This window comes from Streptomyces sp. NPDC001068 (assembly GCF_042897315.1).
GTDB lineage: Bacteria > Actinomycetota > Actinomycetes > Streptomycetales > Streptomycetaceae > Streptomyces.
Map to the genome: position 1 here is coordinate 37,638 of NZ_JBIAYD010000016.1, position 19,034 is coordinate 56,671.

At 70.9% G+C, this 19,034-nt stretch carries 16 protein-coding genes and 2 pseudogenes; 11 read left to right on the forward strand and 7 right to left on the reverse strand.

Annotation, left to right across the window (positions count from 1 at the left end):
• Positions 1–6: 6 nt before the first annotated feature.
• The 3 genes from ACFY3I_RS36840 to ACFY3I_RS36850 are packed head-to-tail and all read right to left on the reverse strand — an operon-like array spanning position 7 to position 2,935.
• Complete coding sequence (locus tag ACFY3I_RS36840) at positions 7–888, reverse strand: ABC transporter permease (protein ID WP_390865364.1); 882 nt, start codon at positions 886–888, stop codon at positions 7–9.
• Positions 888–1,814 (reverse strand): ABC transporter permease, encoded by a 927-nt coding sequence (locus ACFY3I_RS36845; protein WP_390865365.1) that lies wholly within the window; start codon positions 1,812–1,814, stop codon positions 888–890. Before ACFY3I_RS36845 ends, ACFY3I_RS36840 begins: the two co-directional genes overlap by 1 nt.
• Positions 1,811–2,935, reverse strand: coding sequence for a LacI family DNA-binding transcriptional regulator (locus ACFY3I_RS36850; protein ID WP_390865366.1), 1,125 nt, complete (start codon positions 2,933–2,935; stop codon positions 1,811–1,813). Before ACFY3I_RS36850 ends, ACFY3I_RS36845 begins: the two co-directional genes overlap by 4 nt.
• Positions 2,936–3,262: 327 nt before the next feature.
• On the opposite strand from ACFY3I_RS36850, the gene ACFY3I_RS36855 reads away from it, so the two are divergent.
• The 3 genes from ACFY3I_RS36855 (at position 3,263) to ACFY3I_RS36865 (ending at position 6,580) form a co-directional block, all read left to right on the forward strand.
• Positions 3,263–4,129 carry a phytanoyl-CoA dioxygenase family protein gene (locus ACFY3I_RS36855; protein WP_390865367.1) on the forward strand — a complete coding sequence of 289 codons (867 nt, stop codon included), beginning with the start codon at positions 3,263–3,265 and terminating at the stop codon, positions 4,127–4,129.
• Between the two features lie 4 nt (positions 4,130–4,133).
• Positions 4,134–5,165, forward strand: coding sequence for a helix-turn-helix transcriptional regulator (locus ACFY3I_RS36860; RefSeq protein WP_390865368.1), 1,032 nt, complete (start codon positions 4,134–4,136; stop codon positions 5,163–5,165).
• 308 nt (positions 5,166–5,473) lie between these two features.
• Positions 5,474–6,580, forward strand: coding sequence for a sugar ABC transporter substrate-binding protein (locus tag ACFY3I_RS36865; protein WP_390865441.1), 1,107 nt, complete (start codon positions 5,474–5,476; stop codon positions 6,578–6,580).
• Between the two features lie 43 nt (positions 6,581–6,623).
• Here ACFY3I_RS36865 and ACFY3I_RS36870 read toward each other — a convergent pair whose 3' ends face one another.
• Positions 6,624–7,394 (reverse strand): SDR family NAD(P)-dependent oxidoreductase, encoded by a 771-nt coding sequence (locus tag ACFY3I_RS36870; protein WP_390865369.1) that lies wholly within the window; start codon positions 7,392–7,394, stop codon positions 6,624–6,626.
• Positions 7,395–7,513: 119 nt separating this feature from the next.
• On the opposite strand from ACFY3I_RS36870, the gene ACFY3I_RS36875 reads away from it, so the two are divergent.
• Entirely contained in the window at positions 7,514–8,155 is a 642-nt protein-coding gene (locus ACFY3I_RS36875) for a TetR/AcrR family transcriptional regulator (protein WP_390865370.1), read from the forward strand.
• Here ACFY3I_RS36875 and ACFY3I_RS36880 read toward each other — a convergent pair.
• Positions 8,100–8,270 (reverse strand): annotated as a pseudogene (locus tag ACFY3I_RS36880) (CGNR zinc finger domain-containing protein); the annotation flags it as partial. The gene ACFY3I_RS36875 and the pseudogene ACFY3I_RS36880 overlap by 56 nt on opposite strands.
• Here ACFY3I_RS36880 and ACFY3I_RS36885 point away from each other — a divergent pair.
• Both ACFY3I_RS36885 and ACFY3I_RS36890 read left to right on the forward strand, forming a co-directional pair.
• Positions 8,227–8,463, forward strand: a pseudogene (locus ACFY3I_RS36885) (OsmC family protein); the annotation flags it as partial. The pseudogenes ACFY3I_RS36880 and ACFY3I_RS36885 overlap by 44 nt on opposite strands.
• A gap of 238 nt (positions 8,464–8,701) precedes the next feature.
• Complete coding sequence (locus ACFY3I_RS36890; RefSeq protein WP_365286765.1) at positions 8,702–8,917, forward strand: DUF4177 domain-containing protein; 216 nt, start codon at positions 8,702–8,704, stop codon at positions 8,915–8,917.
• Positions 8,918–8,986: 69 nt separating this feature from the next.
• On the opposite strand, the gene ACFY3I_RS36895 is transcribed toward ACFY3I_RS36890, so the two are convergent.
• The gene (locus ACFY3I_RS36895) at positions 8,987–11,269 is read right to left on the reverse strand and encodes a (Fe-S)-binding protein (protein WP_390865371.1); all 2,283 of its coding nucleotides are present in this window, start codon (positions 11,267–11,269) and stop codon (positions 8,987–8,989) included.
• Between the two features lie 236 nt (positions 11,270–11,505).
• Between ACFY3I_RS36895 and ACFY3I_RS36900 the strand changes: the two genes are divergently transcribed.
• The 5 genes from ACFY3I_RS36900 to ACFY3I_RS36920 all read left to right on the forward strand — a co-directional run bounded on the left by ACFY3I_RS36900 (position 11,506) and on the right by ACFY3I_RS36920 (position 16,790).
• Positions 11,506–12,525 carry an MraY family glycosyltransferase gene (locus ACFY3I_RS36900; protein ID WP_390865372.1) on the forward strand — a complete coding sequence of 340 codons (1,020 nt, stop codon included), beginning with the start codon at positions 11,506–11,508 and terminating at the stop codon, positions 12,523–12,525.
• A 94-nt stretch (positions 12,526–12,619) separates the two neighbouring features.
• On the forward strand, positions 12,620–14,464 hold the full coding sequence (gene dnaK / locus ACFY3I_RS36905) for a molecular chaperone DnaK (RefSeq protein WP_390865373.1): 1,845 nt from the start codon (positions 12,620–12,622) through the stop codon (positions 14,462–14,464).
• A complete protein-coding gene (grpE, locus tag ACFY3I_RS36910) occupies positions 14,461–15,120 on the forward strand; it encodes a nucleotide exchange factor GrpE (protein ID WP_390865375.1) in 660 nt (219 codons plus the stop codon). The genes dnaK and grpE overlap by 4 nt, the downstream gene beginning before the upstream one ends.
• Before the next feature lie 36 nt (positions 15,121–15,156).
• Entirely contained in the window at positions 15,157–16,338 is a 1,182-nt protein-coding gene (gene dnaJ, locus ACFY3I_RS36915) for a molecular chaperone DnaJ (RefSeq protein ID WP_365286755.1), read from the forward strand.
• 5 nt (positions 16,339–16,343) lie between these two features.
• Complete coding sequence (locus tag ACFY3I_RS36920; RefSeq protein WP_365286849.1) at positions 16,344–16,790, forward strand: heat shock protein transcriptional repressor HspR; 447 nt, start codon at positions 16,344–16,346, stop codon at positions 16,788–16,790.
• Between the two features lie 59 nt (positions 16,791–16,849).
• Here ACFY3I_RS36920 and ACFY3I_RS36925 read toward each other — a convergent pair whose 3' ends face one another.
• Entirely contained in the window at positions 16,850–18,826 is a 1,977-nt protein-coding gene (locus ACFY3I_RS36925) for a fibronectin type III domain-containing protein (protein WP_390865376.1), read from the reverse strand.
• Positions 18,827–19,034: the final 208 nt, after the last annotated feature.

The following is a 19,034-nucleotide window of genomic DNA, read 5'->3' on the forward strand; positions in this document are numbered from 1 at the left end:
GGAGGTTCAGTCGGAGCGGCCCCGCCCGTAGCGGGCGGTGAGCTGGTCGCCGAGGATGCCGATGTTGATGATCAGGAGGGACAGCGCGATGCCGGGCAGGGTGGAGATCCACCACTGCGTTTCCAGGTACTCCTTGCCGCCCGCGATGGTCTGGCCCCAGGAGACGGTGGACAGGGGCAGCCCGATGCCGAGGAAGCTGAGCCCCGCCTCCGCCAGCACCACCAGCGCGAACTCGAGGGTGGCGAGGGCCACGACCGGTCCCGCCGTGAACGGCAGGACGTGCCGGGCGAGGATCTTCGGGCCGGGCACCCCCAGCACCCGTGCCGCGTCGACCCAGGGCCGTTCCCGCAGGGACAGCGCGACACCGCGGGTGACCCGGGCGAAGGTGATCCAGCCGGTGGCCGACAGGGCGAGCACGACCAGCAGGACGCTGCGTTCGAAGGCGCCCGCGATCACGATCGCCAGCAGGATCGCGGGAAACGCCAGCAGGATGTCGAAGACCCGGGCGAGGACGGCGTCCACGGCGCCCCGGAAGTAGCCGGCGACGGCACCGAGGAGGACCCCGACGGCACAGGAGAGCGCGACCGTGGACACGCCGATCAGCACCGATGTCCTGGCCCCGTACACGATCTGGGCCAGCAGGTCGCGGCCGAGCCCGTCCGTGCCCAGCCAGGCGGTGCCGCCGGTGGAGGTCCGGGAGCCGGGGGCGAGCAGCCGGTCGTCCAGGGAGGTGTGCACCGGGTCGTAGTGGATCAGCAGCGGCCCCACCAGGGCCACCAGCAGGTAGCAGCCCACGACGGCGGCGGGGATCCGGGAGAGCGGCCCGCGGCGCCGAGCCCGTCGCGGGACCGCGGACAGCGCCTCGGGGGCGGTCGCCAGGTCGGCCATCAGACGGCCCCCGTCCGGATCCGCGGGTCCAACTGGGCGATGAGCAGGTCGGCCACCAGATTGAGGACGACGACGATCCCGGCGACCAGCAGGGTGGCGCCCTGGACCACGGCGTAGTCGCGGTTGGCCACCGCGTCCACCACCAGCGAGCCGAGACCGGGCCAGGCGAACACGTTCTCGACGATCACGGCGCCGCCGACCAGCGCCCCGACCTGGACGCCCACCACGGTCACCACCGGGATGAGGGAGTTGCGCAGCGCGTGCCCGAGCAGCACCTGGCGGTCGGTCAGGCCCTTGGCGCGGGCGGTCTGGACGTAGCCCTCGCGCATCGTCTCCGCGAGGCTGGTCCGGGTCAGCCTCGCGATGATCGCGATGAACGGGAACGAGAGGGTGACGGCCGGCAGCACCAGGTGCTCGGGCGTGCCGGACCCGGAACTGGGCAGTACGCGCAGGCCCAGGGCGAAGACCAGCACCAGCATGATGCCGATCCAGAACGTGGGGAACGACTGGAGTGCGATCGTGCAGGCCGACACCACCCGGTCCACCGCCCCGCCCGGCCGCCCGCCGGCCAGCAGCCCCAGCGTCAGTCCGACGACCACCGCGATCACGGTGGCCGTCAGCGTGAGGTCGACGGTGGCGGGGAGCCGGTCGAGCACCGCGTCCATGGCGGGCCTGCCGAGCCGGTGCGACTCGCCGAAGTCCAGTCGCGAGACGTCGCCGAGGTAGCTGAGGTACTGCGCGCCGAGCGGCCGGTCCAGGCCGAGCGAGGCGTGCAGGCTGTCGATCTGGCTCCGGTCGGCGTCCGGCCCGAGCAGCACGGTCGCCGGGTCGCCGGGCGCGGCCCGGACGATGAGGAAGATCAGCGAGGCGGCACCCCACATCACGAAGACGCCGACGAGCAGCCGGTGCGCGATCATCCGGATCATCCGCCTGGCCTCCCACCGGGTTCGGGGCGCCGCGGGCCGGTGTCCGTACGGGCCGGTCCGATCGAGTCGCCCGGTACGAACGCGCACGGCACGGTCAGCCGCAGCGGCTCGCAGGTCTCCTGGTCGAGGAGTTCGACCAGCAGCCGCACGGCCTCGCCCGCCATCCGGGCCCGGGGCAGCGAGAACCGGGTCCAGTTCCGCAACTCCGGTGTCCAGGACGGCGGATCACCGAGCAGGGCCAGGGAGCAGTCGGCCGGGAACCGTATCCGCTCCGTGCCGGCCATCGTCGCCAGCGCCTCGGTGAGCCGGTTGTCCTCGGTGGGCTCGACCAGCAGCGCGGTGATCCCGAGACCTTCGATCCATCCCTCGACACGGTCCACCGTCAGGGCGGCCGGGTCGTCCAGGCTCCGGACCAGCGCCGCGTCCAGGGCGATGCCCGCCTCGGCCAGCCCGCGCCGGTACCCCTCCTCGCGGTCCCGGGTGGGCTCGCTGTCCTCGCGGGCCCGCAGGTACAGGATCCGCCGGTGGCCGAGGCGCGCCAGTTCGGCGACGAGCGCCGCGGTCGCGGAGACGTAGTCGGCGGCCACGTAGGAGAGTTCACCGTCGTCCAGCTCGCGGCGGCCGACGAAGACGAACGGGAAGTCCTCGCGGACCAGCGCGGACAGCTCCTCGCGCCGCACGTTCCGGCCGAGCAGGACACAACCGTCCGCGATCTTCAGCCGGTTGGCCCCGCCGACGTAGATCGACCGCTCGGCCCCCGAGGGACCGGATTCGCCTCCGCCGGAGCAGAACAGCAGCAGGTCGTATCCCTGGCGTGCCGTCTCCGCCTCCACGCCCAGCAGGAAGGGGTAGTAGAAGTCGCGCTGGTCGGTCGGGAACACCGACTCGAACGTGTAGAGGCCGAGCAGCCGGTTCCGGCCGCCTTTCAGGCTGCGTGCGGCGACATTGGCCGCGTAGCCCAGTTCCTCGGCCGCGGCGAGCACGGCACGGCGGGTCGGTTCCGCGATCTGTGCGCCGGCCGCACCGCCGCTGATCACCAGTGACACGGTCGCCTGGGAGACGCCGGCGTGCCGGGCGATGTCCCGCTGGGTGGCGCGTCTACGTCGTTCGGGAGGGACCATGAACACCCCCGTCTAATACGTATTAGCAAGTGCCGGATGACGCTACTCGGGCCTCGCGAAACGCGTCAAGACGCGTGAACTTCCTTTGCCGGGACGGTTTCCCGGACGTTTCGATCATGTGCCGTGACAGGATTCGCCATCCCCGTGCGCGGGTGAGCCATGGCCGGGGGGCACGCCTTTCAGGAGCATCGGAAAAGGATCAGGAACGGGGCCGGGAAAAGATCCGGGACGAGAACCGTAAGAGGATCCGGGATGAGAACCGTAAAAGGATCCGTAAAAGGACCCGTAAAGGGATCCGGAAATGGATCGGGAAAGGGAGGGGACGCGATGACCGTACGCGCCGGTGCGGGGAAGGATCTCGCCACCCGCTTCCGCCGGGACGGCTACGCCGTGCTGCCGGCCGCCCTGTCCCCGGACGAGGTGGACGGGTTGCGTGCGGAGACCGTGCGCATCTGCCGCGGCCAACGCGGCGCGGTCGAGGGGGCGCCGGTGCCGGTCGAGGGGGAGAGCGACGACGACACCGTGCGCCGGTTCCTGTGCGTGCACTATCCGCACAAGCTGTCCTCGCTCATGCTCGACACCATGCGCCATCCCGCCGTCGTCGGGCCGCTGACCGAGGTGATCGGACCCGACATCAAGTCGATGCAGTCGATGCTGTTCGTCAAGTCCGAGGGCAGACCGGGCCAGGCGTGGCACCAGGACGAGATGTTCATCCCCACCCGGGACCGGTCCCTGACCGCCGCCTGGCTCGCCCTGGACGACGCCACCGTCGACAACGGCTGCCTGTGGGTCCTGCCGGGCTCGCACCGGCCCGGCGTCATCTACCCCAACCGCGAGCACGACGACGCCCGTTACGACTGCACGGTCCAGTCCTACGGCTTCCCGTACGACGAGGCGGACGCGGTGCCGGTCGAGATCGCCGCCGGCTCGGTGCTGCTCTTCCACGGCTACCTGCTGCACAGGTCGCTGCCCAACAACGGCCGGCGGGGCTTCCGGCGGGCACTGGTCAACCACTACATGAGCGCCTCGTCGCTGCTCCCCTGGGCGCACCCCGGCATCGAAGTGCCCATGGCGCAGGCCGACTTCCGGGACATCGTGCTGGTCGCGGGGAACGACCCGTACGCCTACAAGGGAACCACCGGCATCCGTACGCCCCGGGTACGGCGCGACCGGTCCGGGGGCTGCGACCGGTGAGGCCGTGACGGGGACCGCCGAGCACGTCCCGCCGCCCGCGGGCACGCTGCCCACACCCGAACTCCTGGCACGGCTGGGTCCCGCCGTCGCCGACTACCCGCCCGCCTCGGTGTTCGGGCCCAGGGACGCGGGGTCGTACGAGTTCGTCTGGCTGCTGAACGGCAGTGCCCGCTGGACCTGCGGTGACCGGACCCTGCGGCTGACACCGAGCGCGCTGCTGCTGGTACGGCCCGGCATGCGCGACACCTTCCGCTGGGACCCGGGCCGGCCCACCCGGCACGGCTACGCGCACTTCCGGCTGCCCCCGGCCGTACCGGGCGGGCCGCCCCCGGACGACACCGGCTGGCCGGTCGTGCGGGACCTGACGGGGCGGGACGATCCGATGGCCGCGCTCTGCCGGTACCTGCTGGCACTCGGCTCCGGCCGGCCACCGGCCTGGCAGCGGCACGCCGAGGAGACCCTGCGGCTGCTGCTCCTCACGTTCGTGCACGGCCCCGGTCCCGGGACCGGCGCGGACACCCTCCCGGAACCGCTCGTCGCCATGATGGCCGCGGTCCGCGCCCACTGGTCGGACGGCGTCGCCCGGCCGCTTCCCCTGGAGCGGCTGGCCCGGGCGGCCGGGGTGTCGGAGAGCACGCTGTGCCGGATCTGCCGGCGGAGCCTCGGCGTCGGCCCGGTGGAGGGGCTGGAACGGCTGCGGCTGGCGCGGGCCGAGCCGCTGCTGTGGCTGAGCAACCTCTCGCTGCGCGCCATCGCGGTCCGGTGCGGCTTCGCCGACGCGTACCACTTCTCGCGCCGGTTCCGCGCGGTCTACGGCCTGCCCCCGAGCGCCTTCCGGGCCGTCCCGCCGGAGTCGGCACCGCCGTCCCCGGTCGCGAACGGCGCACTGTCCGCGCTCCGGGCCCTGACGCTCCCCGCCTCCGGCGCCGAAACCCCGGCCACCGGTCAGGGGCGGCGCTCCGGCCTCGGGCCCGGAGGGCAGACGCCGGGTTCCGGGGCGGCCGTCGAAGCCCCGGGCGACGGACGCCACCGGTGATAACGCTCGCGAAGCGGCCGGACTTTCACGCGGCCTTCACCGGTCCCCGACCCGGGCCCTCCGAAATCCGCACATTCGGCGCCCCGTCGCCAGCCCTTCCGTCCGCACCCTTCTGACCAGCAAAAACCCTCGTCACGGCACCCTTTGTCCGCCCCGTCGCACCCCGCGTCGGCCAACCGGCCCGCCGGGGGCGCGGCTTGACGGGTCCGGCCGCTGCGCGTTTGCTTCCCTCACATCATCGGTTGCACTTGATGGCCCCCCACTTGGAAGGCGCTGGTGTGAGCGCACCTGTCCTCTGCGGCACCCCCATGCCCCGTCTCGCCCTGGCGCTGGCCGCCGCCGCGTCCGCCCTCGCACTCACCGCGTGCGGTGTCGTCGACGGCATGGACGGGAGCGGCGACCCCGCGACCGCGGCGAAGGGCGACGACATGACGGTGGGTCTGCTCCTGCCCGACAAGGCCACGTCCCGGTTCGAGACCTTCGACCACCCCATCTTCACGAAGGAGATCGCCTCCCTGACCCACGGCAAGGGCAAGGTCGTCTACGCCAACGCCGAGGCGAGCGCGGCCACTCAGAGCCGGCAGTTCCGGCGGATGGTGGACCGGAAGGTCGACGTCATCCTGGTGGACGCGGTCGACGCCGGGGCCATCGAGCCGGAGGTCGGCAGGGCGAAGGACGCCGGCATCCCCGTCATCGCCTACGACCGGCTCGCCCGGGGCCCGGTCGACGCGTTCGTCTCCCACGACAACGAACTCGTCGGCGAGGTCCAGGGCCGCGCCATCATGACGGCGCTCGGCAGCAAGGCCGAGACCAGCGAGATCGTCATGATGAACGGCGACCCGGCGGACCCGAACACGGCGAGCTTCAAGAAGGGCGCCATCGACGAGTTCCGCAACAACGTCCGGATCGCCAGGGCGTACGACACCGACAAGTGGTCGCCGAAGGTCGCCGGCGCGAACATGAAGAAGGCGATCCAGGCCGTCGGCCTGCACAACATCGCCGCCGTCTACTCGGCCAACGACGGCATGGCGGGTGCCGTCATCGAGGCGATGAAGCAGGCGGGGGCGACCCACATCCCGCCGGTCACCGGGCAGGACGCCAACCTGGACGCGGTGCAGCGGGTCGTCTCCGGCGAGCAGTCGATGACCGTCTACAAGTCGTTCCTGGACGAGGCCACCCAGGCCGCCGAGATGGCGGTGTACAAGGTGCAGGGCAAGGACATCCAGTACGACGCGCTGACCCCCGACAAGGTCGAGGCGGCCGGCGGGCGGAAGGTGCCCGCGGCCCTGGTGCCGGTGGTCTCGGTCACCCGGGACAACATCAAGGACACCGTGGTCGCGGACGGCGTCTACACCGTCGGCCAGATCTGCACCCCGGAGTACGCGGCGGACTGCGCGGCGATCGGCCTGAAGTGAGCACCGCCGCACCGCCGCACCGGCGGTCCGAAGGCCGCAGGTCCTACGCCGCGACGACGGCGACCCCGGTCCTGCCCCCGTCGACGTCCACCACGGTGCCGTGCACGAAGGACGCCTCGTCGGACGCCAGCCAGACCACGGCGTGGGCGATGGCGTCCGGCGTGCCCATCCGGCCGGCCGGGGTGCCCTTCATCATCACCTCGCCGGGGTGGGGCTGTGCGCCGGGCGGGGCCGGGGGCAGGATCACGCCGGGTGAGACGGCGTTGACCCGTACGCCCTGAGGGCCGAACTCCGCCGCCCAGGCACGGGTGAGGGTCTCCATGGCGCCCTTGGTGGAGCTGTAGAGGGCACCGACGGGGACGGCGAGCCGGGCGATCCAGGAGCCGAGGTTGATGATCACTCCGGCCCCGGCCTCCACCATCGCGGGGGCGACGGCGGCGGTCAGGAAGAACGGTGCCTTGACGTTCACGCCGTAGACCTGGTCGAACGTCTTCTCGTCGGTGGCCGTGGTGCCCGGGGCCGGGTAGACGCCGGCGTTGTTCACCAGGATGTCGATCCGCCCGCCCAGCGCCTCCCGGGCCCGGGCGGCGAGGTCCTCGGACGCGGCCGGGCTGCCGTCGAGGTCGGCCGCCAGGAAGTCGGCCCGCCCGCCGGACGCGCGGATCCCGGCCACGACCTGTGCGCCGCGTCCGGCACTGCGTCCGGACACGATGACATGGGCCCCCTCGGCGGCGAACGCCTCGGCGATCGCCTGCCCGATGTTGCTGGTCGACCCTGTGACCAGGGCCGTCTTGTCGCGCAGTCGTTCACTCATGATGCCGTCTCCCTCATTTCGTCGGCTGTGCCGAGCGGCGTGCGGTCCACTGTGCGTCGCGTAAAATGGACCGGCAAGTCCAGAAATTCGGTCCGGACGGAGCCCGAGGAGGCGACGGAATGCCGGAAGCGCTGACCGCGAAGGGGCGGGCCACCCGCGCCCGGATCGTCGAGGGGGCCGCCGAGGTGCTGCGCACGCAGGGAGTCGGCGCCACCACGCTCGACGACATCCGCGGCCGCACCGGCACCAGCAAGAGCCAGCTCTTCCACTACTTCCCCGAGGGCAAGGACGCCCTGCTGCTCGCCGTGGCCCGGTTCGAGGCGGACCGGGTCCTCGCGGACCAGCAGCCGCACCTGGGCCGGCTGGACTCCTGGGAGTCCTGGCAGCGGTGGCGGGACGTGGTGGTGGAACGCTACGAACTACAGGGCGACCAGTGCCCCCTGGGGGCGCTGTTCCTCCAGGTCGGGCGGACCAGCCCCGGCGCGCGGGCGATCGTCACGGGGCTGATGCGGCAGTGGCAGGAGGACCTGGCCCGCGGCATCCGCGCCCTGCGGGCCGGCGGGCTGGTCGCGCCGGACCTGGACGTCGACCGCGCGTCCGCCGCGCTGCTCGCGGGCATCCAGGGCGGGGTCTCCCTCATGCTGTCCACCGGTGAGTCGACGCACCTCAGGGCGGCCCTCGACACCGGTATCGAGTACCTGCGGGTCAGCGGGACGCCGACGGCGCCGCCTTCTTGCGCGCCCGGTACGCGGCGGCCTTGATCTTGTTGCCGCAGGACTCCATGCCGCACCAGTGCCGCCGCATCCCGCGGGAGCGGTCGATGTAGGTGCGGGTGCACTCCGGGTTCTCGCACTCCTTGAGCAGGGGTACGTCCGGCAACCCCGAGCAGCTGTTCGCGGCGGGCTGGGCGGCCTGCTTCCTGGGAGCCGTGCGCCGCGCCGCCGCCGACCGCCGGATCCGGCTGACCAGCACCGCCATCACCGCCGAGGTCACCCTCCACCACGGTGACGACGACGAGTTCGGCCTGGCCGCCGTGCTCAACGTGGAACTCGGCGGCGTCGACGCGGCCAGCGCCACCGAACTGGGCGCCGCCGCCCACCGGATCTGCCCCTACTCCAAGGCCACCCGCGTCCAAGGCCACCCGCGGCAACATCCCGGTGACCGTCAACGCCACCGCCGCCGCGGCCTGAGCCGGCCCGGACGGGGCGAAATCCGGTCCCGCGGTGTGCGGCGGTGCCCCGGGGTGATTGTCTGGCCCCCGGCAACCCGTTCCGACCCGGCCCCGCCGGCAGGAGGATCCCGCAGACATGAGCAGTGCCTACGCGTACGAGTACAAGGTCGTCACCTTCCGGGAGTCGCTGATCGGCGACGCACTGGACAGCGACAAGCTGGAGAAGGTCCTCAACAAGCACGCCGAGGACGGCTGGGGTCTCAAGGCCATCACCGCCGCCGACGTCAAGGGCCGGATAGGCCCCGGCGCCGTCGAGGGCCTGCTGCTGACCTTCGAGCGCCCGCGCGCCTGACCGGCCGGCGCGCACGGGAAAGCCCCCCGGCCCACACTGGGCCGGGGGGCTTTCCCCTGTGCGAGGGAGCTACTTCACCGGCTCCGGCTCCGGCGCGCTCTCCGGCTCGGCGGCGCCCGCCGGGTCGGCCGGCGTCTTCACCGAGTCGAGCAGCAGCTGGGCCACGTCGACCACCGTGATGGACTCCTTGGCCTTGCCGTCGTTCTTCTTGCCGTTGACCGAGTCGGTGAGCATCACCAGACAGAACGGGCAGGCCGTGGAGACGATGTCGGGGTTCACCGACAGCGCCTCGTCCACGCGCTCGTTGTTGATGCGCTTGCCGATCCGCTCCTCCATCCACATCCGGGCGCCGCCCGCGCCACAGCAGAAGCCGCGCTCCTTGTGGCGGTGCATCTCCTCGTTGCGCAGACCCGGCACGCTCGCGATGATCTCGCGCGGCGGCGTGTAGATCTTGTTGTGGCGGCCCAGGTAGCAGGGGTCGTGGTACGTGATGATGCCCTCGACCGGGGTGACCGGGACCAGCTTGCCCTGGTCCACCAGGTGCTGGAGCAGCTGGGTGTGGTGGATGACCTCGTAGTCGCCGCCGAGCTGCGGGTACTCGTTGCCGATGGTGTTGAGGCAGTGCGGGCAGGTGGCGACGATCTTCTTGGCCGACTTCGGCTTGCGGGACTCCTCGGTCACCTTGCCGTCGTCGTCCAGCTCCTCGCCGAACGCCGTGTTCAGCGCCATGACGTTCTCCATGCCGAGCTCCTGGAACAGGGGCTCGTTGCCGAGGCGGCGGGCGGAGTCGCCGGTGCACTTCTCGTCGCCGCCCATGATCGCGAACTTGACGCCCGCGATGTGCAGCAGCTCGGCGAAGGCCTTGGTGGTCTTCTTGGCACGGTCCTCGAGGGAGCCGGCGCAGCCGACCCAGTAGAGGTACTCGACCTCGGTGAGGTCCTCGATGTCCTGGCCGACGACCGGGACCTCGAAGTCGACCTCCTTGAGCCACTCCAGGCGCTGCTTCTTGGCCAGGCCCCAGGGGTTGCCCTTCTTCTCCAGGTTCTTGAGCATCGTGCCCGCCTCGGACGGGAAGGCGCTCTCGATCATCACCTGGTAGCGGCGCATGTCGACGATGTGGTCGATGTGCTCGATGTCCACCGGGCACTGCTCGACACAGGCGCCGCAGGTGGTGCAGGACCACAGCACGTCCGGGTCGATGACGCCGTTCTCCTCGGCGGTGCCGATCAGCGGCCGCTCGGCCTCGGCGAGGGCCGCCGCGGGGACGCCCGCCAGCTGCTCCTCGGACGCCTTCTCCTCGCCCTCCATGGTCTTGCCGCCACCCGCGAGCAGGTAGGGCGCCTTGGCGTGCGCGTTGTCCCGCAGGGACATGATGAGCAGCTTCGGGGAGAGCGGCTTGCCGGTGTTCCAGGCCGGGCACTGCGACTGGCAGCGGCCGCACTCGGTGCAGGTGGAGAAGTCCAGCAGGCCCTTCCAGGAGAACTGCTCGACCTGGGAGACGCCGAAGACGTCGTCGTCACCGGGGTCGGTGAAGTCGATCGGCTTGCCGCCGGAGGTCATCGGCAGCAGGGCGCCCAGGGAGGTCTCACCGGTGGCGTTGCGCTTGAACCAGATGTTCGGGAATGCCAGGAAGCGGTGCCAGGCCACACCCATGTCGGTCTTGAGGGCGACCACGATCATCCAGATGAACGAGGTCGCGATCTTCAGACCGGCGAAGAAGTAGGTCAGGTTCTGGAGCGTGGAGACGTCCATGCCCGCGAGCCAGTGGACCACCGGGTACGAGATGAAGAAGGAGGCCTCGTAGGAGTCCACGTGGTGCTGGGCGCCCTCCAGGGCGTGCAGCATGAAGATGCAGACGCCGACGATCAGGATGACCGTCTCGACGAAGTACGCCTGGCCGAAGTTGGAGCCGGCGAAGCGGGACTTGCGGCCCGGCCGGTTCGGCTTGCTCAGCTGGCGGATGACGATCAGCACCAGGATGCCGAGGACCGTCATGGTGCCGATGAACTCGACGAAGACGTTGTAGGGCGCCCACTCGCCGATGACCGGCAGCAGCCAGTCGGCCTGGAACAGCTGGCCGACGGCGTTGACGATCGTCAGCAGCAGCGAGAAGAAGCCGACCGCGACGAACCAGTGCGCCACGCCGACGATGCCCCAGCGGTTCATCCGGGTGTGGCCGAGGAACTCCCTGACCACCGTCACGGTCCGCCGGCCGGGCTCGTCGGTACGGGTGCCGGCGGGCACGTTCTGACCGAGCCGCATGAAGTTGTAGATCTGGAGGACGGCGCGGGCGAACAACGCCACGCCGACCACGATCAGAACCAGCGACACGATGATCGCGGCGAGTTGCATGGGGGCTCCTCGGGCCTGCGAGGTCTCTCTTCGGGTCTCTTCGCGAGAGGGTTCCCGAAATTACTAAGCGGTAACTTATGCAGTCGGTCTGAGACTACCCGCATCTTTACCCGCACTGTAGTCAGGTGCGGGGTGATCTGAATCGCTGAGGTGTGCCTGACCGGCGGCTGCCTTGCGGCGGCAAAGTGATCGTGTTATTCGTACGCAATTGTTACATTTAGGTCTAATTTAGACCTGTGCTCTACGGGATCGTCGCTGCCACCACCGCCCTGCTGTTCGCCGCCGTCCTCGCCGCGCTGATCCGGCCGCTCGCGCTGCGGCTGGGGCTCGTCGACCGTCGGCGGACCCGTCCCGTCCCGGTGCTGGGCGGGCTCGCCGTCGTGGGCGCCACCTGTCTGGTCGCCGGTGCCGGCGACTGGACCGGGGTCGCTCCGCTCGGTACCGGGGTCGGTGAACTGCTGATCGCCGGGGGAGCGGTGGCGCTGCTCGGGCTGATCGCCGACGTGTGGCGGCTGAAGACCCGCTTCCTGCTCCTCGGCACGGCCGTGGCGGCCGCCTGCGTGGTGCCGTACGCGGAGTTCGGCGTGGTCGAGGGGGTGCTCGGGGTCGGCTGGATCGCCTTCGTCGCCGTCGCCTTCAAGGGGCTCGACCACGCGGACGGGCTGGCCGGGACCGTCGGGGTGGTCACCGCCTTCGGCGTCGGGGCCTGCGCCTCCGCCGAGGTCATGGACGGGCTGGCCGTACTGCTGAGTGTGCTGGCCGCCGCGCTCACCGGGTTCCTGATGCACAACTGGCATCCCGCGCGGATCGCGCTCGGCGCCACCGGCTCGCTGTTCGCCGGGTTCGTGCTGGCCGCGGCCGCGCTGATCACCCGGACCGGGTACGACCCCGTCGCCAGCGCGGGCGTGCTGTTCGCGCTCACCGCCGTCGCGAGCGCCGACGTGCTGCTCGTCGTGCTGTCGCGGCTGCTGGCCGGGCGGCCGGTGCTGCGGCAGGGGCCCGACCATCTCGCGCACCGGCTGCGCAGGCTCGGGCTCACCCCGCCCGGCGCCACCGTCGCCCTCGGGGCCGTGTCCTTCGCGGGGGTGCTCGTCGGGGTGCTCGTGCACGGCGGCTGGATCGGGCGGACCGGCGCCACATGCGTCGCCTGCGTCACCGTCAGCGTCGTACTGCTACTCCTTCGGGTGTCGGTCTATGGACCCCGACGCGTTGAATCCTCGCAGGTCACGGGCCAGTTGCGTGTGAGGAATGGATAAGAGTTGAGTGTCCATGACTCAGGTCTGTTGACCCACGCGCGGGCTTGATGCACACTTGAGTCCGTTCCACTCAAGTCAGCTGGAGGAAATCACCATGGCACGTGCGGTCGGCATCGACCTGGGCACGACTAACTCTGTCGTCAGCGTTCTTGAAGGCGGCGAGCCCACCGTCATCACCAACGCCGAGGGTGCCCGGACCACGCCGTCCGTCGTCGCCTTCGCCAAGAACGGCGAGGTTCTGGTCGGCGAGGTCGCCAAGCGCCAGGCGGTCACCAACGTGGACCGCACCATCCGGTCCGTGAAGCGCCACATGGGCACCGACTGGAAGATCCAGCTGGACGGCAAGGACTTCAACCCCCAGCAGATCTCCGCGTTCATCCTGCAGAAGCTGAAGCGGGACGCGGAGGCCTACCTGGGCGAGAAGGTGACCGACGCGGTCATCACCGTCCCGGCGTACTTCAACGACTCCGAGCGCCAGGCGACGAAGGAGGCCGGCGAGATCGCGGGCCTGAACGTCCTGCGCATCGTGAACGAGCCCACCGCGGCCGCGCTCGCCTACGGCCTCGACAAGGACGACCAGACGATCCTCGTCTTCGACCTCGGTGGCGGCACCTTCGACGTGTCCCTCCTGGAGATCGGCGACGGCGTCGTCGAGGTGAAGGCCACCAACGGCGACAACCACCTCGGTGGTGACGACTGGGACCAGCGCGTCGTCGACTACCTGGTCAAGCAGTTCGCCGCCGGTCACGGCGTGGACCTCGGCAAGGACAAGATGGCCCTCCAGCGCCTCCGCGAGGCCGCCGAGAAGGCCAAGATCGAGCTGTCCTCGTCCTCCGAGACCTCGATCAACCTGCCCTACATCACGGCGTCCGCCGAGGGCCCGCTGCACCTGGACGAGAAGCTCACCCGCGCCCAGTTCCAGCAGCTGACCGCGGACCTGCTGGAGCGCTGCAAGACGCCGTTCCACAACGTGATCAAGGACGCCGGCATCCAGCTCGGCGAGATCGACCACGTCGTCCTCGTCGGCGGCTCCACCCGTATGCCCGCCGTGGCCGAGCTCGTCAAGGAGCTGACCGGCGGCAAGGACGCCAACAAGGGCGTCAACCCGGACGAGGTCGTCGCCATCGGCGCCGCCCTCCAGGCCGGTGTCCTCAAGGGTGAGGTCAAGGACGTCCTGCTCCTCGACGTGACCCCGCTGTCCCTCGGCATCGAGACCAAGGGCGGCATCATGACCAAGCTCATCGAGCGGAACACGACGATCCCGACCAAGCGGTCCGAGATCTTCACCACCGCCGAGGACAACCAGCCCTCCGTCCAGATCCAGGTCTACCAGGGCGAGCGCGAGATCGCGGCGTACAACAAGAAGCTCGGCATGTTCGAGCTGACCGGTCTGCCGCCGGCCCCGCGCGGTGTCCCGCAGATCGAGGTCGCCTTCGACATCGACGCCAACGGCATCATGCACGTGACCGCGAAGGACCTGGGCACGGGCAAGGAGCAGAAGATGACCGTCACCGGCGGCTCCTCGCTGCCGAAGGACGAGGTCGACCGGATGCGCCAGGAGGCCGAGCAGTACGCGGAGGAGGACCACCGCCGCCGCGAGGCCGCCGAGACCCGCAACCAGGGCGAGCAGCTCGTCTACCAGACGGAGAAGTTCCTCAAGGACAACGAGGACAAGGTCCCGGGCGAGATCAAGACCGAGGTCGAGGGTGCGATCGCCGAGCTGAAGGAGACGCTCAAGGGCGAGGACACCGCCGAGATCCGCACCGCCACCGAGAAGGTCGCGGCCGTCTCCCAGAAGCTCGGCCAGGCCATGTACGCCGACGCCCAGGCCTCCCAGGCCGCCGGCGGTGCCGCCGGTCCGGGCGCCGGTGCCGGTGACGCCGACGACGTGGTGGACGCGGAGATCGTCGACGACGAGCGCAAGGACGGTGCCGCGTGACGGAGGAGACCCCGGGCTTCGAGGAGAAGCCCGACGTCCCCTCCGGCGCGACCTCCGACGACGCCGAGCCGAAGGCCGCCCCCGCTTCGGGGGCGGCCTCGGCCGGGGACGCAAACGCAAGCGAGCTGACCGGCCTGACGGCTCAGCTGGACCAGGTGCGCACCGCGCTCGGTGAGCGCACCGCGGACCTCCAGCGCCTCCAGGCCGAGTACCAGAACTACCGCCGCCGGGTGGAGCGCGACCGGATCACGGTCCGGGAGATCGCCATCGCGAACCTCCTGACCGAACTCCTGCCGACGCTCGACGACATCGGGCGCGCCCGGGAACACGGCGAACTGGTCGGCGGTTTCAAGTCCGTGGCCGAGTCGCTGGAGACGGTCGCGGCCAAGATGGGCCTGCAGCAGTTCGGCAAGGAGGGCGAGCCCTTCGACCCGACGATCCACGAGGCGCTGATGCACAGCTACGCGCCGGACGTCACCGAGACGACGTGCGTGGCGATCCTGCAGCCCGGGTACCGCATCGGCGAGCGCACCATCCGCCCCGCGCGGGTGGCGGTCGCCGAACCCCAGCCCGGGGCGACCCCGGCGAAGGCCGAAGGGGCCGACGAGGCCCCGGCGGCCGGCGACGAGAAGGACAACGGCCCTGAGGAGGGCTGACGCAATAGGTACCGAGCGGAAGGAGGGACGTCGGGGATGAGCACCAAGGACTTCATCGAGAAGGACTACTACAAGGTCCTCGGCGTCCCCAAGGACGCCACCGAGGCCGAGATCAAGAAGGCGTACCGGAAACTCGCCCGCGAGTTCCACCCGGACGCCAACAAGGGCAACGCCAAGGCCGAGGAGCGCTTCAAGGAGATCTCCGAGGCGAACGACGTGCTCGGCGACCCCAAGAAGCGCAAGGAGTACGACGAGGCGCGCGCCCTCTTCGGCAACGGCGGCTTCCGCCCGGGGCCGGGCGCGGGCGGCGGCAACTTCAACTTCGACCTGGGCGACCTCTTCGGGGGCAACGCCCAGGCCGGGGGCGGCGGCTTCGGCGGGGGCGGCGGCGGCTTCAGCGACGTCCTGGGGGGCCTGTTCAACCGGGGCGGCGGCGCGGGCGCGCGCACCCAGCCCCGGCGCGGCCAGGACATCGAGTCCGAGGTCACGCTCAGCTTCACGGAGGCCATCGAGGGCGCCACGGTTCCGCTGCGGATGTCCTCGCAGGCCCCCTGCAAGGCCTGTTCGGGCACCGGCGACGTGAACGGCACACCGCGCGTGTGCCCGACCTGCGTCGGCACCGGCCAGGTGGCGCGGGGCTCCGGGGGCGGCTTCTCGCTCACCGACCCCTGCCCCGACTGCAAGGGCCGCGGCCTCATCGCGGAGAACCCCTGCCCGGACTGCAAGGGCAGCGGCCGCGCCAAGTCGTCCCGGACCATGCAGGTCCGCATCCCCGCCGGGGTGACGGACGGCCAGCGCATCCGCCTGCGCGGCAAGGGGACGCCCGGCGAACGCGGCGGCCCGGCCGGTGACCTGTACGTCATGGTCCACGTCGACACCCACCCGGTGTTCGGCCGCAAGGAGGACAACCTCACGGTGACCGTGCCGGTGACCTTCACCGAGGCGGCGCTCGGCGGCGAGGTCAGGGTGCCCACCCTGGGCGGACCGCCGGTCACCCTGAAGCTGCCTCCGGGCACGCCCAACGGGCGCACCATGCGTGCCCGCGGCAAGGGCGCGGTCCGCAAGGACGGCACCCGCGGCGACCTCCTGGTCACCGTCGAGGTGAGTGTCCCGAAGGACCTGTCGGGGAATGCTCGTGACGCACTGGAGGCGTATCGCGAGGCGACCGCGGGTGAGGACCCGCGGGCGGAGCTGTTCGAGGCTGCGAAGGGAGCATGACAGAGATGGACGGCCGTCGACGCAATCCGTATGAACTGACCGAGGAGACCCCGGTCTACGTCATCTCGGTGGCGGCCCAGCTCTCCGGACTGCACCCGCAGACGCTGCGTCAGTACGACCGCCTCGGCCTGGTCTCCCCGGACCGCACGGCCGGGCGGGGGCGCCGTTACTCGGCCCGCGACATCGAACTGCTCCGCCAGGTGCAGGCGTTGTCGCAGGACGAGGGCATCAACCTGGCCGGCATCAAGCGCATCATCGAACTGGAGAACCAGGTCGCCGCGCTCCAGGCCCGCGTGGCCGACATGGAGGCGGCCCTGGACGGCGCGGCGGCCGCGATGCGGCAGCGCGAGGCGGCGGTACACGCCTCGTACCGCCGCGACCTGGTCCCCTACCAGGAGGTCCAGCAGACCAGCGCGCTGGTGGTGTGGCGGCCGAAGAAGGCCAAGGACTAGAGGTACACGCGCGAAGGGGCCCGGAGGACATGTCCTCCGGGCCCCTTCGCGCGTGCCGGTCACGGCTCCAGGATCGCCCACTGCGCACCGGGCACCGACTCCGTGCCGTCGGCGTACCGCGCGGTCACCCAGTAGTAGTGGGTTGTACCGGCGCCGGCCGTGATGTCGTCGTAGGAGCGGTCCGTGGTGGCCGCCAGCCTCTCGTAGCCCTGCGTCTCCGGGTTCCAGCGGTAGACCACGTAGCCCGTCGCCGCGTCGACCGCGTTCCACGCCAGGTGAACGCCCGAGTCGGCCACGTGCGCCGTCAGGGTGAGCGGGGAGCCCTCCGGGGTCGCCACCGACGGAGTCAGGTCCAGTTCGTCCACGACGACGGCGTACACGGGCCCCAGCCACCGGCTGGAGTTGCCCGCGTCGTCGATCGCGTCCACCCAGTAGCAGGCTCGGTCGCCGTCGGGCAGCCGGACGTCCCGGAAGCGGGAGGTGCCCGCAGGCAGGTCCGCCCACTCGGAGCCTGAGCAGACCTGCTCGTCGCCCTCGTCGCCGAGCACCACGCCCCGGTAGACCGCGTACCGGTTCAGGTCGGGCTCGGTGTTGTCGTCCCAGTCCAGTTCGATGCCGTACCCCGTGGCCGTCGCCGTCAGCCCGGTCACCTGGGCGGGCGGCTTGTCGGAGACCAGCGTGGTGACGGTGGCGGTGTTGGAGAGCGCGGAGATCTGCGACCCCTGCGCGTTCGCCACCGCGTAGTGGTAAGTGGTGTCCTCCTCGGCCGAGAGGTCGGCGCAGCCGTACCGGCGGGACCCGTCGGAGAGGGTGGCGAAGCTGGTCGTACAGGTCACCCACTGCGCCGTCGAGGTGTCCACGGGCAGTGTGGTCGAACGGTAGACCCGGAACTCGCCGTACGGGGCGTCCTGGGGCCTCGTCGTCCACTGGAGGGTCGCGCTGCCGATGCCCGCCGTCGCCGTCAGCTCGCGGGGTGCGGCCAGCGGGCGGGTCACCGCGCGGAGTTCGGTGAACGGCGACATGTGACCGGAGCCGTCCACGGCCGCGATCCGGTACTGGGCGGCCTCGCCCCGCGCGAGCGTGTCGTCGGTGAGGCTCACCGTGCGGGCGGGGTCCCAGGACTTGGTGACGACACCGTGGGCGTCGGTCCGCTCCACCCGGTACCTCGCCGCGGCGGACACCCCCGACCAGCTCAGGGAGGCGCCCGTGTCGATGGCGGACACGGTGAACCGGGCAGGTGTCTGCAGCACGGTGCTGGTGACCGGGGCGTCGGCGGTGCCTGCCGACTCGTTGCCCGCCCTGTCATAGGCGCGGACCTCGTAGTAGTAGACGGCGCCGGTCGCGGGCGGGGTGTCGGTCAGGGACGTCGCCGTCGTCGACCCCACCTTCGTCCAGCTGGTGACGCCCTTCGGGCGTCGGTAGACCCGGTAGCCGGCGAGGTCCATCTCCTGGTTCTTCGTCCAGCTCAGCTTCGTCGTGTCGGCGTTGCCGTCGTAGGACACCAGCGGGTGCGGCGGGGTGAGCGGCGCGACCTTGTCGACGGTCGCCGAAGTCCGGGGCGTGTACGTGAACTTGACCTTGGCGGCGCCGGTCCAGTTGACGTAGTCGACACGGAGGGTGTGCGTGCCCCTGGGGACCGTGACGTTGACGGTCCTGCTCACCGTCCCGGTCGTGTTCCTCCACAGGTCGACCTTGCGGCTGCCGTCGACGTACACGCGGATGCCGTCGAGTCCGGACGCGGCGAGGGCGAAGGGGCCGCCGGAGCCGAAGTCGCGGGTCACGCTCCAGCGGACGCCGAAGTCGTCCTTGGGGAGGCCGGAGGCGGGGGTGCCGCTCCAGCTCTCGCTGACCGCGGAGTCGCAGTCGGTCTTCTTCGGGGTGCCCGTGAACGTGGTGTTCGCGAAGAACTGCCGCTTGTAGACCGGTGTCGCGCAGGTCGTCGTGGCCGAGGCGACGGGGGCGGCGACGGTGGTCAGGAGACCGGCCGCGCTGGCGAGCACCACGGCACCGGCCGCGGCGCGTCTGGCTGGGTTCATTCGATCCTCTGGTCGTATCCGGTCAACGGGCATCGCCGTTGCCGATGTCGACTCATGAGGAAAGGAGTTGGTTGTACTGATCTTTGCCCGCCCCTGAACTCCCTTTGGATGGAGGGCCCGTAAAAGGTGTTTGCAGGTGATTCCGCATGCCCTTCACAGACACTGCGGAGCGTAGTGTTGCGCACTCGTTAAGTGGTTCCGCTTGACG